The sequence below is a fragment of the uncultured Stenotrophomonas sp. genome (assembly GCF_913778665.1).
In the GTDB taxonomy this organism is placed as follows: domain Bacteria; phylum Pseudomonadota; class Gammaproteobacteria; order Xanthomonadales; family Xanthomonadaceae; genus Stenotrophomonas.
Genome location: NZ_CAJYVQ010000001.1, coordinates 62,429 through 75,399 on the forward strand (window position 1 = coordinate 62,429; position 12,971 = coordinate 75,399).

At 67.2% G+C, this 12,971-nt stretch carries 14 protein-coding genes; 7 read left to right on the plus strand and 7 right to left on the minus strand.

What is annotated here, in order from left to right:
• Window positions 1-33 precede the first annotated feature (33 nt).
• On the minus strand, window positions 34-1,026 hold the full coding sequence (locus QZ853_RS00355; RefSeq protein WP_049429058.1) for a LysR family transcriptional regulator: 993 nt from the start codon (window positions 1,024-1,026) through the stop codon (window positions 34-36).
• Between the two features lie 126 nt (window positions 1,027-1,152).
• Between QZ853_RS00355 and QZ853_RS00360 the strand changes: the two genes are divergently transcribed.
• Both QZ853_RS00360 and QZ853_RS00365 read left to right on the plus strand, forming a co-directional pair.
• Window positions 1,153-1,737: an NAD(P)H-dependent oxidoreductase gene (locus tag QZ853_RS00360; protein WP_295569819.1), complete on the plus strand. Its 585-nt coding sequence runs from the start codon at window positions 1,153-1,155 to the stop codon at window positions 1,735-1,737.
• Between the two features lie 148 nt (window positions 1,738-1,885).
• The gene (locus QZ853_RS00365; protein WP_295569822.1) at window positions 1,886-2,236 is read left to right on the plus strand and encodes a ligand-binding protein SH3; all 351 of its coding nucleotides are present in this window, start codon (window positions 1,886-1,888) and stop codon (window positions 2,234-2,236) included.
• Window positions 2,237-2,318: 82 nt separating this feature from the next.
• On the opposite strand, the gene serS is transcribed toward QZ853_RS00365, so the two are convergent.
• Window positions 2,319-3,599, minus strand: a complete 1,281-nt coding sequence (gene serS / locus QZ853_RS00370; protein ID WP_295569825.1) for a serine--tRNA ligase — start codon at window positions 3,597-3,599, stop codon at window positions 2,319-2,321.
• Window positions 3,600-3,712: 113 nt separating this feature from the next.
• Here serS and QZ853_RS00375 point away from each other — a divergent pair, with 113 nt between their 5' ends.
• Together QZ853_RS00375 and QZ853_RS00380 are read left to right on the plus strand one after the other, a co-directional pair.
• Window positions 3,713-4,351 carry an energy transducer TonB gene (locus QZ853_RS00375; RefSeq protein WP_295569827.1) on the plus strand — a complete coding sequence of 213 codons (639 nt, stop codon included), beginning with the start codon at window positions 3,713-3,715 and terminating at the stop codon, window positions 4,349-4,351.
• Between the two features lie 118 nt (window positions 4,352-4,469).
• Window positions 4,470-5,042 carry an energy transducer TonB gene (locus tag QZ853_RS00380; protein WP_295569829.1) on the plus strand — a complete coding sequence of 191 codons (573 nt, stop codon included), beginning with the start codon at window positions 4,470-4,472 and terminating at the stop codon, window positions 5,040-5,042.
• Window positions 5,043-5,190: 148 nt separating this feature from the next.
• Here QZ853_RS00380 and aroA read toward each other — a convergent pair whose 3' ends face one another.
• The 4 genes from aroA to QZ853_RS00400 all read right to left on the minus strand — a co-directional run bounded on the left by aroA (window position 5,191) and on the right by QZ853_RS00400 (window position 9,961).
• On the minus strand, window positions 5,191-6,498 hold the full coding sequence (aroA, locus tag QZ853_RS00385) for a 3-phosphoshikimate 1-carboxyvinyltransferase (RefSeq protein ID WP_295569831.1): 1,308 nt from the start codon (window positions 6,496-6,498) through the stop codon (window positions 5,191-5,193).
• 80 nt (window positions 6,499-6,578) lie between these two features.
• A complete protein-coding gene (gene pheA / locus QZ853_RS00390; RefSeq protein ID WP_295569953.1) occupies window positions 6,579-7,790 on the minus strand; it encodes a prephenate dehydratase in 1,212 nt (403 codons plus the stop codon).
• Window positions 7,791-7,835: 45 nt separating this feature from the next.
• A complete protein-coding gene (gene serC / locus QZ853_RS00395; RefSeq protein WP_295569833.1) occupies window positions 7,836-8,921 on the minus strand; it encodes a 3-phosphoserine/phosphohydroxythreonine transaminase in 1,086 nt (361 codons plus the stop codon).
• A gap of 233 nt (window positions 8,922-9,154) precedes the next feature.
• A complete protein-coding gene (locus QZ853_RS00400; protein ID WP_295569836.1) occupies window positions 9,155-9,961 on the minus strand; it encodes an FHA domain-containing protein in 807 nt (268 codons plus the stop codon).
• Between the two features lie 125 nt (window positions 9,962-10,086).
• Here QZ853_RS00400 and QZ853_RS00405 point away from each other — a divergent pair, with 125 nt between their 5' ends.
• The 3 genes from QZ853_RS00405 to QZ853_RS00415 all read left to right on the plus strand — a co-directional run bounded on the left by QZ853_RS00405 (window position 10,087) and on the right by QZ853_RS00415 (window position 12,185).
• Entirely contained in the window at window positions 10,087-10,362 is a 276-nt protein-coding gene (locus tag QZ853_RS00405; RefSeq protein ID WP_295569838.1) for a polyhydroxyalkanoic acid system family protein, read from the plus strand.
• Window positions 10,363-10,442: 80 nt separating this feature from the next.
• Window positions 10,443-10,934 carry a phasin family protein gene (locus QZ853_RS00410; RefSeq protein ID WP_295569840.1) on the plus strand — a complete coding sequence of 164 codons (492 nt, stop codon included), beginning with the start codon at window positions 10,443-10,445 and terminating at the stop codon, window positions 10,932-10,934.
• A gap of 237 nt (window positions 10,935-11,171) precedes the next feature.
• Window positions 11,172-12,185, plus strand: coding sequence for a restriction endonuclease (locus tag QZ853_RS00415; protein ID WP_295569842.1), 1,014 nt, complete (start codon window positions 11,172-11,174; stop codon window positions 12,183-12,185).
• A 51-nt stretch (window positions 12,186-12,236) separates the two neighbouring features.
• Here QZ853_RS00415 and hutC read toward each other — a convergent pair whose 3' ends face one another.
• Window positions 12,237-12,965 (minus strand): histidine utilization repressor, encoded by a 729-nt coding sequence (hutC, locus tag QZ853_RS00420; RefSeq protein WP_295569844.1) that lies wholly within the window; start codon window positions 12,963-12,965, stop codon window positions 12,237-12,239.
• Between the last annotated feature and the right edge of the window lie 6 nt (window positions 12,966-12,971).

Here is a 12,971-nt window from a genome sequence, read left to right on the forward strand (position 1 = left end):
CCGGGCATGGCCCGGCGCGGCCGTTGATATCGATCAGCCGGCATCCACCGCCAGCGCTCCCAGCGCACTGGCCTTGATCCGCTCCTTGGCCTTCTCGCAGGCACCATCGCAATGCAGGCGCGAGGCCTCCAGCTGCGGGGGCAGGTGCTCGGCCAGGAAGTCGATGAACACGCGCACCGCCGGCAGCAGGCCGCGACGCGAGGCGAACACGGCATGGCATACGCCCTGCGGCAGCGACCAGTCCGGCAGCACCACTTCCAGCTCGCCATTGCGCACGGCATCGGCGCACACGGTTTCCGGCAGCATGGTGATGCCGAAACCGTCCTTGACCATGCTCTGCAGCAGCGGGAAATCGAAACCGGCCACGCGCGGCTGCAGGTCGACCCGGCGCACTTCGCCTTCCGGGCCATGCAGCTCCCAGCGCTGGCGCGCTTCGTCTTCGCTGATGCTGAGGGTGACGTGCTGGGTCAGCTCCTCCGGGTCCTTCGGGCGGCCGGCACGGTCCAGGTACTTCGGGCTCGCCACCAGCAGTTCCTGCACCTGGCCGAAGCTGCGCATCACCAGGCTGCCGTCGTCGTCCAGCCGCGAACGCACGCGCAGGGCCACATCGTAGCCTTCATTGATGATGTCCACGCGGCGGTTGCTGATGTTCAGCTGCAGGCGGACCTTGGGATACTGCTCGAGGAACTTGGGCAGTAGCTTGGGCAGCTGCATCTGCGCCAGCGACACGGGCACGCTGGCGCGCACGACGCCACGCGGCTCGGCGCTGAGGCGGTCGACCACCTCGCGCGCGGCCTGGGCCTCGGCCAGCATGGTCTGCGCGTGGCGGTGCACGCTGGTGCCGACGTCGGTAACGGCGAAGCGGCGCGTGGAACGCTGCAGCAGGCGCACGCCCAAGTCGGTCTCAAGCTGGCTGATACGGCGGCTCAGGCGCGATTTGGGGATGCCCAGGGCACGTTCGGCGGCAGCGAAACCGCCGTGGTCCACGACCATGGCGAAGTAGTACAGGTCATTCAGGTCATGCATACCCGAGTTCCATATCTAGAACAATTCGTGGCATTGAACCACCTTTATCCCGCCCGTGCAACAACCTATCGTTCTCTCCGTCGGCGGCAAACACCGCCCCTTCCTTACAGAACATAGGTGACTGCCATGAAGCTTCTGCATCTCGACGCCAGCGTGCTTGGCGACAATTCCGTGTCCCGCCAGCTGACCGCTGCCGTGGTCGCCCAGTTCAAGAGCCAGATCGACGGCCTGCAGGTCGATTATCGCGATCTTGACGCCAATCCGGTACCTCATCTGCGCAGCAGTTCGCTGGCCGGTGTCGATCCCGCCGAGGCGACCGACGCTGAGCAGGTGATGCAGCAGTTCCTGGCCGCCGACATCCTGGTCATCGGCGCGCCGATGTACAACTTCAGCATCCCGTCCACCCTGAAGGCCTGGATCGACCGCGTTGCCGTCGCCGGCCGCACCTTCAAGTACACCGAGAACGGCCCGGTGGGCCTGGCCGGTGGCAAGCGCGTGATCGTGGTGAGCGCCCGCGGCGGCATCTACACCGATTCGCCGGCTGACTTCCAGGAGCCCTTCCTGCGCCAGGTGTTCGCCTTCATGGGCATCGACAACGTCGAGTTCGTCCGTGCGGAGGGCATCGCCTACTCGCCGAAGCACCGCGAAGACGCCATTGCCGGCGCGCTGTCGGCCCTGCCGTCGCACGCTGCCGAAGAAGTGGCTGCGTAAGTACCGCGTTCCAGCGATCGGCGTCCTCCCCCCTCCTCGTCGGGGCGCTGACTGCGGGCCGGGAGCCCCTCCCCCATCCCGGCCCATCCCAACGGCTCCGCATTGCGGGGCCGTTTTTTTGTTGTGCGGGGGCGGTAGCCTGGGGGTTATGGACTACATCGTGACGGCTGCACACCGCAGCGAATTTCCGCACCCGATCACCCTGCGCCGCGGGCAGGCGCTGGTGGTGGGCGAGCGTTATGAGGGGCCTGAGGGCTGGGAGGACTGGTTTCTGTGCCAGGCCGAGGGGCAGGAACCAGGGTTCGTGCCGGCGCCGGTGATCGGGCGCGATGCGCAGGGTGGCGCGTTTGCCACGGAGGATTACTGCGCGCGGGAGCTGGATGTGGATCCGGGGCAGGTGCTAAGCGGAGTTCGCACGCTCAATGGATGGGCATGGTGCGTGCCGGAGACGGGCGAGCCCGGGTGGGTGCCGTGGGAGAAGGTTCGGGTTTTGGGGTGAACCACGGACTGGGTCAGAGCCCTTTCCTTCGGAAAGGGAATCTGACCCCACACCCGCCGGGCATGGCCCGGCGCTACCGGGTTCAACCGATGGTTTCGACGCCACCCATGTACGGCCGCAGCACGTCCGGCACGGTGATGGTGCCATCGGCGTTCTGGTAGTTCTCCATCACCGCGATCATCGCGCGGCCGACCGCCACGCCCGAGCCGTTCAGGGTGTGCACCAGCTCCGGCTTGCCGGTGGTCGGATTGCGCCAGCGGGCCTGCATGCGGCGGGCCTGGAAGTCGCCACAGTTCGAGCACGAGGAGATCTCGCGGTAGGTTTCCTGCGACGGCAGCCAGACTTCCAGGTCGTAGGTCTTGATCGCCGAGAAGCCCATGTCGCCAGTGCACAGCAGCACCTTGCGGTACGGCAGGCCCAGCTTTTCCAGCACCACTTCGGCACAGCGGGTCATGCGCTGGTGCTCGGCGTCGCTGTCTTCCGGGCGGCTGATCGAGACCAGCTCGACCTTCTCGAACTGGTGCTGGCGGATCATGCCGCGCACGTCGCGGCCACCGCTGCCGGCTTCGGAACGGAAGCACAGCGAGTGCGCGGTCATGCGCAGCGGCAGGCGCTCGGCGTCGAGGATCTCGTCGCGGGCGATGTTGGTCAGCGAGATTTCCGAGGTCGAGATCAGGTAACGCTTCTGCTCACCCAGCTGGGTGATGAACATGTCTTCTTCGAACTTGGGCAGCTGGCCGGTGCCGTACAGGCTGTCAGCGTTGACGATCACCGGCACGTTGGTTTCCTGGTACTCATGCTCGCCGCTGTGCAGGTCGAGCATGAACTGGGCCAGGGCACGGTGCAGTCGAGCCAGCGGGCCGCGCAGCACGGTGAAGCGCGATCCGGACAGCTTGGCCGCGGTCTCGCCATCGAGCCACTTGTTGCGTGCACCGAGCTCAACGTGGTCCAGCACCTTGAAATCGAACTGGCGGGGCGTGCCCCAACGCGCCTGTTCGACGTTGTCGTTCTCGTCAGCACCGGCTGGCACGTCATCGGCCGGAATGTTCGGGATGCCCATCGAGATCGTGTCGATCTTCTCGCGCAGCGCGTCCAGCGCCACTTCCGAGGCCTTCAGCTCGTCGGCGAAGGCAGCGACCTCGGCCATGATCGCCGAGACGTCCTCGCCCTTGGCCTTGGCCTGGCCAATGGCCTTGGAACGGCTGTTGCGCAGGCTCTGCAGTTCCTGGGTCCGCACCTGGATGCGCTTGCGATCAGCCTCCAGGGACTCCAGGGCAGACACGTCGAGCTCGAAGCCGCGGCTGGCGCGCAGGCGTTCGGCGAGGTCGGCGGGCTGGTGGCGGAGCAGGGCTGGATCAAGCATGGCAGGTGTCGTGGTGGGTATCAGGGATGGGATTATCGCTTGTTATACGGATTTCTGCCGCCTGGTTCATTCCCGCCGTGGCAGAATCGGGGCATTCCGTACTGGTCCGGTCCATGTCTGCACCCCGCTCGTCGTCCGCGAAGTCGTTTACCGTGCATATCCCGCGCAACGCCCTGAAGATCGCCGGCATCGCCTTCGGCGTGGGCGTGCTGCTGTTCGTGGTGGTCTGGCTGACCGGCCGCGACAAGGAATTCTTCCGCGCCGACCCGGCCGCGCAGACGCCGCAGGAGACCGCCCAGATCGAGCCGCTGCCGGAACCGCTGGCCGCAGCGGCCGGCTCCAGCGACATGCCTGATGCCAAGCCGGCACCGGTGGAGGAAGATGCGCCGAAGCTGGTGGAAACCGCCCCGCCGCCCCCGGCCCCGCTGCCTGAAACGCCCCCGGCCGCGCCCACCCAGGCCCCGGCCGCCGGTGGCAACAGCCAGCCGATGCCAATCGCCAACCAGTCGCCGCCGCCGTCCTACCCCGCCGCCGCGCTACGTGCCGGCGCAACCGGCACCGTGGTGGTGCGGGTGGACGTGGACGCCACCGGCTACCCGAACAACGCCACCGTCATCCAGCGCAGCGGCTCACGCGAGCTCGACCGTGCCGCCACCGATGCCGTGCGCCGCTGGCGCTTCACTCCGGCACAGAGCAACGGCCAGGCCGTACCGGGCAGCATTGAAGTGCCGTTCGACTTCAAGACGCAGTAACTGAACGCTTCCCGGCAGGCAACCTGAACCCTGGCGAGGCGTTGACGCAACGCTGACACTTCTCGTCCGTGGCTCGCGCAACACTCTGCACGTCGTCAATTGACGGAAGGAGTTAGCGATGACTGCCACCACCCACGAAGACCTTCATTCGCCGCACCTGCCGCAGGAATCCAGCGAGCAGCACAAGCCTGTGTCGCCCTGGATGTGGATTGCGCTGATCGTGGCGATGTTTGCTGCAGCGTTGCTGTGGCTGCGTCACTCCGGCGAGGACGATGTGGCACCGGCACCGGTCGGCCAACGCCTGCTGTCGGCGCCCGCAGAGGCGCCCGTAGCCGATGCAGCGGCACCGGCAGCGCGCCAGGCGGCGCCGGCTCCGGGCCAGCGAAAGACTGCGCCAACGGTGCGCAATCGTGAGGCGCGTCCGCTCGCCAGCAACCGCATGCCGACCTACCCGCCGGCCGCGCTGCGCAGCGGCGTGCAGGGCAGCGTGATTGCCAGCCTGAACGTGGATACCCGCGGCAATGTCGCCACCGCTGCGATCGTCTCGCGCAGCGGTGAGCGCAGCCGCGATCTGGATCGGGCGGTTCTCAGCACGGTGCAGAACTGGAAGTTCCAGCCGGCCATGCATGAAGGCCGTGCGGTCGCCAGTGTGGTGCGGGTTCCGGTGGACTTCCGTACCGAGCAGCGTTGATCGCGGACGAGGGGTTCGTGATGTTTAGACGGAGGCTTCGGCCTCCGTCCTTTTCTCTGGCGCTTCGAATGTGGAGCCAAGTCATGCTTGGCTCTTCAGGATGTCCACCATGGAGTCAAGCATGGCTCGACTCCCCAGAGCCTTGCGGTCAGGCCAGATCGAAGCCGGCGCTGCGGGCCAGACCGTCGAAATCCGGGAACGAGGTGGCGACGTTGGCGATATCGTTGATGCGCACTTCGCCGTCACTGATCTGGCCGGCAATGGCGAACGCCATGGCAATGCGATGGTCGCCATGGCTTTCGATGGTGCCGCTGCCCAGGCGCACGCCGCCGTGCAGGGTGGCACCGTCTTCGGTTTCGTCCACCTGCATGCCCAGCGCGCGCAGGCCGGTGGCCATCGCAGCGAGGCGATCGGATTCCTTCACCCGCAGCTCTGCCGCGCCGCTGACCACGGTCTGGCCTTCGGCAGCGGCGGCAGCGACGAACAACGCAGGGAACTCGTCGATCATGTCCGGCACCAGCACCTCCGGAATCCGCGCGCCCTTCAGCGGGGCGTAGCGCACCACCAGATCAGCGACGGGCTCACCGCCCTGCTCGGCGGGGTTCTCTTCGGTGATGTCCGCGCCCATCAGGCGCAGCGCGTGCAGCAGGCCGGTGCGGCGCGGGTTCAGGCCAACCTGCTTCAGGCGCAACTTGGAACCGGGAATGATGCTGGCAGCCACCAGGTAGAATGCCGCAGACGAGAAGTCGGCCGGCACCACGATGTCCGTGGCGCGCAGGCGCTGGCCGCCACGCAGGCGGGCCTTGCCCGGTGAGAACTCGATGTCCACGCCGAACGCCGACAGCATGCGCTCGGTGTAGTCACGGGTCGGATGCGGTTCGGTCACCTGGGTTTCGCCCTGCGCGTACAGGCCGGCCAACAGCACCGCCGACTTGATCTGCGCGCTGGCCACCGGCGAGGCGAAGTCGATGCCATGCAGCAACTGACCACCATGCACGTGCAGCGGCGGCGTGCCATCACTCTCGGTATCGATCTTCGCGCCCATCTGCGACAGCGGGCCGGTGACGCGGCGCATCGGGCGACCGGACAGCGATTCGTCGCCGATCAGCGTGCAGTCGAAGGCCTGGCCGGCCAGCAGGCCAGCCAGCAGGCGCATGCCGGTGCCGGCGTTGCCGCAGTCCAGCGCCGCATCCGGCGCCTGCAGGCCATCGATGCCGACGCCGTGCACGATGCGCTGCGACGGACTGGGCGTTTCGATGCGCACGCCGAGCTGGCTGAAGATGCGCGCGGTGGCGCGGGTGTCTTCGCCTTCCAGGAAACCGTCGATATGCGAGGTGCCATCTGCCAGTGCGGCGAACATCACCGAACGGTGCGAGACCGACTTGTCGCCGGGAATGGTCAGGCTGCCCTGCAGCGGCTGGCCCTTGCGGGCAATCCAGTGTTGCGCGTTGCTCATCGTTCGATCATTCCGTAAACGCCGGCCACGCCGGCGATGCATCAGAGGGGCAGCGGGCACGGCCGCCGCGACAGCAGCACTCAGGGTACGGCCACCGGATAGGAGCCGAGCACCTTGATCTGCGCCGAGTGCGCTTCCAGTTCGGCCAGCGCGGCCTGCATCGGCGCGTCGTCGATATGGCCGGCCAGGTCGATGAAGAAGCCGTACTCCCACTTGCCGTGGTGCGACGGGCGCGATTCGATGCGGTTCATGCTGATGCCGTGGCGGGCGAACGGGCTGAGCACGTCGAACAACGCACCGGGCTTGTCATGGATGAACACCAGCACGGAGGTGCGATCGTGGCCGGAGGTTGGGAAGATGTTGCGGCCCACCACCAGGAAACGGGTGGTGTTGTCGGCATCGTTCTGGATCGGCTTGGTGACGACCTTCTTCAGGCCGTACACATGGCCGGCGCTCTCGCCGCCGATGGCCGCCGCGTCGTCGGCGTTGCGCGCACGGCGTGCACCCTCGGCATTGCTCGACACCGGGATCTTTTCGGCCTTCGGCAGGTTGGCACGCAGCCATGCCGAGGTCTGCATGAACGACTGCGGGTGCGCGTAGATGCGCTCGATGTCCTCGATGCGGCCGCTGCGCGACATCAGGTACTGCTGCACGCGCAGTTCCACTTCGCCACAGATCTTCAGGTTCGAGGTCAGGAACATGTCCAGGGTGATCTGGATGGTGCCCTGCCCTGAATTCTCCACCGGCACCACGCCGAAATCGGCGTTGCCCGCTTCCACTTCCTGGAACACTTCCTCGATGCTGGCCATCGGCAGGCCCAGCGCGGAACGTCCGAAGTGCTTGAGCACGGCTTGCTGGCTGAAGGTGCCTTCCGGGCCGAGGTAGCCGATCTTCAGCGGCTCCTGCTGGGCCAGGCAGGCCGACATGATCTCGCGGTAGACGTGCACCAGCAGCTCGTCGCTGAGGGGGCCTTCGTTGCGATCGACCACCATGCGCAGCACCTGTGCTTCGCGCTCGGGGCGGTAGTAGTCGACGGCGGCGGCCAGCTTGCCCTTGGCCTTGCCGACCTGGTGGGCGAAGCGTGCACGCTCGGCGATCAGGTTCTGGATGTCACGGTCGATCTGGTCGATCTTCGAACGCACATCGGCCAGCGCCAGCGGCGCCAGGGTGGGCGCCGGGTTCGACGCGGCCTTGGACGTGCTCTTGCCCTTGGCCGTGGTGGAGGCGCTGTCCTTGGCCGGTTCGGCCTTCTTCGGCGCCTTCTTGCTGGATTTGCTGCTTGCCATCGGAATTCCCTGTTGCGGGGCACGCACCCGACGGTGCGCGCCATTCATTGCTCAACCGTGACGCTGCTGGAAATCGGCCATGAAGGCGACCAGCGCCTCGGCCCCGGCCAGCGGCATGGCGTTGTACAGCGAGGCCCGGATACCGCCGACCACCTTGTGGCCCTTCAGTGCAAGCAGGCCGGTGGCCTTGGCTTGGGCCACGAAGCGGGCGTCGAGTTCGGCATCGGGCAGGAAGAACGGGATGTTCATCCGCGAACGGGCCGCATGTGCGACCTCATTGCGGTAGAAGCCGCCGGAGCCGTCGATGGCGGCGTACACCAGCGCGGCCTTGGCGGCGTTGCGCTTGGCGAACTCTGCCACCCCACCCTCGGCCAGCATCCACTTGAACACCAGGCCAGCCAGATACCAGTTCCAGGTCGGGGGGGTGTTGAGCATCGAGTCGCGGGCGACGTGCGAGCGGTAATCGAAGATGTCCGCGCGCGGCTGGCCACTGCGCTCGAGCAGGTCGCGGCGGATGATCATCACCGCGATGCCGACCGGACCGAGGTTCTTCTGCGCACCGGCGTAGATCACGCCGTAGCGGCGCACATCCAGCGGCTCGCTGGCGATGGACGAACTGAAATCGGCAATCAGCGGGACGTTGCCGGTGTCTGGCACATCACGGAACTCGACACCGTGGATGGTCTCGTTGGCGGTGATGTGCACGTAGGCCGCATCAGGCGAAAGCTGCCAGTCCGCGCGCGGCGGCAGCGTGCGGTAGCCCTCGGCCTCGCTGCTGGCGGCGATGTTGACGTCGACGTAGACCCCGGCCTGCTTGACCGCGGTCTTGCCCCAGTGGCCGCTGACCACGTAGTCGGCACGCTGGCCGGGGCTGGCGAAGTTGAGTGGGATCAGCGCCTGCTGGGTGGTGGCGCCACCGGACAGGAACAGCACCGCATAGTCGTCGGGGATGTCGAGCAGGCGCCGCAGGTCGGCCTCGGCCTCGGCGGCCACGGACATGAATTCCGCGCCGCGATGGCTCATTTCCACGATCGAAGCGCCGGACCCGTGCCAGTCCAGCATTTCCGCCTGCGCCTGGCGCAGGACCGATTCCGGCAGGGTCGCGGGGCCGGCACTGAAGTTGAACGCGCGCGTCATGTCACACCTGTGGGGCAAGACCCCTAGTATGCCGCAGTGCACCAGCCTTGCGGCCTTGTGCCGCAAGGGAAATTTGGTTTCATTGGAATCCATTTGCAGGCACTGGTGTGCATCGTTAGCTGCCAACATTGGTCGGCCTGCGGGGATCGCGCCGACCGAGGTCGGCACCTATCGGAAGCGGGTGGGCACGCGTCACAGAGGTCGCGCCGGGCCGCGCCCGGCGGAGGCAAGGCTCAGCGTGCGCCGAACCAGAGCAGCAGGCTGAGAACCGCCGCCAGCAACAAGGCGCTGGCCAGCAGCCACGGCCAGCGCCGGACCCGGCGCGGTGCAGCCGGAAGGGCCGGCGCCTGCTCGACGTCCTGGCTGGACTCATCCTCGACCGGCAGCGGTCGCCGGCGCGGATCATGTGGCACTTCCAGCACGAAACGATGCTGGCCATCGAACACCAGCTGATCGCCGGCCTGCAGCCAGCAGTGGCGCACGGCCACGCCGTTGACGCGGGTGCCGTCGGCACTGCCGAGGTCGCGCAGAAGCACGCGCTCACCATGCACTTCCACCCGCGCATGCTGTTCGGCGAAGGCCGGATCATCGATGGCGATGTCCGCTTCGCTGCCACGGCCGATCACGCGTGCCCGCGACAGGGTGAAACCCCGCCCATGATGCAGGCCACCGACACCGCGCAGCAGGCGCTGCTGCTCGTCACTGCCGTCCTCGTTCCTGGGCGCCGGCGCCTGCAGCAAGCTCTCGACCTCGCCCTGCAGCACCATTTCCACGCCATCCACGTACACCGCATCGCCTGCACGCAGCAGCGCCATGCGCCGCACGGGGCGGCCGTTCACGTGGATGCCACGGATGCCGTTGCCGACCTGCAGCCAGAGGCCGCGATCATCCATGCAGAACTGGGCCAGCAGCAGGGCGCCATTGCCACCGTCGCCCAGCCGAACGCTGCCGTTGGCCTGGCGCACGATGCGCTGCACCCCGGGCCGCAGTGGCTGGTCGGGCTGTTGTTGTTGACTGAAGTGAACAAGCAGGTTCTGCACGCGGCGCAGCCTAGCAGGTTGCTCGCCAACGCAGAAGAACCGGCGATGAGTGCTTGGCGCGAAGGCCCTCGATGCGCACAATGCTCGCCCTCATTGATCATCCCCGCCCTGCGCCAGGAGCCTGCATGTCCACCATCGATGTCCGCCACGCCCACGCCCTGCCCGACGTACAGGCGCGCGCCGCGATCGAACAGGTCGCCGCCAAGCTGTCCGAGCGCTTTGGCCTGAAGTCGTCCTGGAGTGCCGACGTTCTGAACTTCTCCGGCAGCGGCGTGGACGGTGCCATCGAGCTGCAGCCGGGTTCCGTGCGCGTGACCGCCAAGCTGGGCTTCCTGCTGTCGGCGATGAAAGGCATGGTCGAAAGCGAGATCCAGCGCGTGCTGAAGGAAAAGCTGGGCTGAATCTCGGCTCCGGCCATCACGGTCGTGCAACGCCCGTGCGCGCTACTCTCGGGGCAGGTCCAACTCCCACGGGAAGTGCGATGAACCGCTACCAAAACGATGACCACCGCGACGATGACGCCGCCTTCGGCGACCAGGCCGAGCGTTTTTCGCGCAAGTTGAGCGACTCCGCGCAGCAGGTCTGGCTCGCCGGGCTGGGTGCGCTGGGTCGTGCCCAGGCCGAAGGCAGCCGATTCTTCGATGGACTGGTGAAGGAAGGCGAAGCCTGGGAGTCGCGCCGCCGTCAACGCGCCGGCGAGCAGGGCCCCGGTTGGCGCGACAACGTGGAATCGTCGCTGGACGAAGCCCGCGAAAAGGCCTCCGGCACCTGGAACAAGGTCGAAAAGGCCTTCGACGACCAGGTCCAGGGCGTGCTCAAGCGCCTGCACGTGCCCACCGCCGATGAGATCACCGCGCTGGAAGCCCGCATTGATGCCCTGCATGCACGCCTGGCCAAGCTGGAAACCCGGGCCGCATCGGGCTCTGACGCACCGGCGCCGGGCAGCCATCAGGCGCCGGACAGCGTGCCCTGAGCGCCCGTTGTTGCAATGCAATAAATTTTGATTGAAAATCGCGAGCAACCCGCCAATCGCTTCGGCTGCCGTTTGTTCCCTCCCCTCACGGCTTCAGGATTGGCGGGTTTTTCGTGCCCGGCCTGCACCGATCTGAGCGCTCCATCACGCTTCCTGTCAGGAACCTCCTGACCCAGCGGGGCTACGCGGCCTTTACACTGTCGCCTTCCGCACTCGCCGCTTTCGCGCACCTCCTGCATGCTCCCCTGGATTCTGGCCCTGTTGTCGGCCCTGTTTACCTGTTCCCTGGCCGTTGTCTATCTGTGGTGGATCAAACGGCGGCAGAAGGAGATGCAACTCGGCCTGCAGGCGCTGGCCGGCATGCACTGGCGCGAATTCTCGGTACTGGTCCGGCGCATGCTGCGCGAACAGCGTGGCCTGCATGAACTCAGCGACACCACGGAAGAATCCCGCGAGCCGAGCAGTGACTTCCTGCTCAGCGATGGCCCCAACACCTGGCTGGTGTCGTGCAAGCACGGCCTGGCCTATCGCATCGGTACCGCCGCGGTGAACGAACTGGGTGCCGCCGCGCGCCTGGCCGGCGCCAAGGGGGGCGTGCTGCTGACCGAAGGCCGCATCGAACGCGATGGCCGCAGCGCTGCCGAGAAGCAGGCGGTGGAAGTCCTCGATGGCCCCCGCCTGTGGCCGTTGCTGCAACCCTACCTGCCAGCGGACATCGAATCGCGCGTGCGCACCCGCGCACGCCACGAAGCGCTGCGCCGGATCGCGATTGCCGCGCTCGGTTCGGTGACGCTGGGCCTGCTGGTCGGGCTCGGCCTGCAGGGCCTGCATGTGGAGAACACCGCGCCGGTGGCCGCAGCGCCGGTCGAGACTGCCCCCTCGACGGCGGATGCCGCTGCAGCCGAAGCAGCGCCCGAAGCGAGCGAAGCTGCAACGCCCTCCACTCCGGCGCCCACGCCGACGGCGGCGGTCACCGATGAACGCAGCAATCCCAATCCGGATGCGGCCACCCTGGAGCGCTTCCAGGCCGATCTGGCCCGCGCCCTGGCCGGCAAGCCCGGCATCGCCAGCGGCGTCTGGCTGACCCGGCAGACCCTGGCGATCAACCGCACCGGTGAACTGGAAGCCGTGTGGCCACGCGTGTGCGAGGAAGTGCTGCACTATCCCGCGCTACGCAACGTGCGCATCCAGCTCAATGCCCGCCCCGGCGTCGACGAGCCGGTGCGCTGGCGGCAGTGCGCTACGTACTGATGGGGCAGCATCCACGCATGGCGTGGATCGACCGGGGAACTCGGCTTACCCCTACCGCGCGCCCGGCGCGAACCGTGCCACCAGGTCCCAGGCATCTCCCAGGAAGACCTGCCGCACGCGGGTGATCGGCTGTTCGCCACGCCAGGTCAGGCGCTCGATCACCAGGCACGCGGTGCCGGGCTTCACGTCCAGCAGCCTGGCGCTGGCGGTGTCTGCGCCCCAGGCGCTGATGCGGTGCTGGGCGCGGGTCCACGACACGTTCTGCAGCAGCCAGCTGCCCGGCGCCGTGGTGTTGAAATCAATGTCCAGCACCTCGGGCACGCCCACCGGGCTGATCAGCCGATGTTCCAGCGCCAGCGGGCGGCCATCGGCCAGGTGCAGGCAGCGCATCGCCAGGAGCACTTCCCGCCCCGCCAGCTCCACTTCACCGGCATCGCTGGCATCGGCCAGGCGCAGCTCGCGCTGCAGCAGTCGGTAGCCATACTGATGCCCACGCGAGCCGACTTCCATGGCGATATCCGGGATCTCCAGCGCCACCTGCTCAAGATGCGGCGGCTGCCGCGCCACGAACGAGCCTGCACGGCGGCGGCGCTCGATCATCCCGCTCTCGGCCAGTGCGGTCAGCACCTTGTTCACCGTCATCCGCGAGCAACCGTACTGCTCCATCAGCTCGTGCTCGTAAGGGATACGGAATCCCGGCGCCCACTCCCCGCTGAGGATGCGGCTTTCCAGATCGCTGCGGATGCGCTGGTTGAGCGTGGCGGACTTGCTGGCCTTCACGTAATG

What these genes read in the sequence shown, in the direction of transcription:
- QZ853_RS00380 (WP_295569829.1), top strand. Translation starts at nt 4,470, where the DNA reads ATGACTGCCACCACCCACGAAGACCTTCATTCGCCGCACCTGCCGCAG.
- QZ853_RS00365 (WP_295569822.1), top strand. Translation starts at nt 1,886, where the DNA reads ATGGACTACATCGTGACGGCTGCACACCGCAGCGAATTTCCGCACCCG.
- QZ853_RS00405 (WP_295569838.1), top strand. Translation starts at nt 10,087, where the DNA reads ATGTCCACCATCGATGTCCGCCACGCCCACGCCCTGCCCGACGTACAG.
- QZ853_RS00355 (WP_049429058.1), bottom strand. Translation starts at nt 1,026, where the DNA reads ATGCATGACCTGAATGACCTGTACTACTTCGCCATGGTCGTGGACCAC.
- QZ853_RS00360 (WP_295569819.1), top strand. Translation starts at nt 1,153, where the DNA reads ATGAAGCTTCTGCATCTCGACGCCAGCGTGCTTGGCGACAATTCCGTG.
- aroA (WP_295569831.1), bottom strand. Translation starts at nt 6,498, where the DNA reads ATGAGCAACGCGCAACACTGGATTGCCCGCAAGGGCCAGCCGCTGCAG.
- QZ853_RS00375 (WP_295569827.1), top strand. Translation starts at nt 3,713, where the DNA reads ATGTCTGCACCCCGCTCGTCGTCCGCGAAGTCGTTTACCGTGCATATC.
- serC (WP_295569833.1), bottom strand. Translation starts at nt 8,921, where the DNA reads ATGACGCGCGCGTTCAACTTCAGTGCCGGCCCCGCGACCCTGCCGGAA.
- serS (WP_295569825.1), bottom strand. Translation starts at nt 3,599, where the DNA reads ATGCTTGATCCAGCCCTGCTCCGCCACCAGCCCGCCGACCTCGCCGAA.
- QZ853_RS00410 (WP_295569840.1), top strand. Translation starts at nt 10,443, where the DNA reads ATGAACCGCTACCAAAACGATGACCACCGCGACGATGACGCCGCCTTC.
- QZ853_RS00415 (WP_295569842.1), top strand. Translation starts at nt 11,172, where the DNA reads ATGCTCCCCTGGATTCTGGCCCTGTTGTCGGCCCTGTTTACCTGTTCC.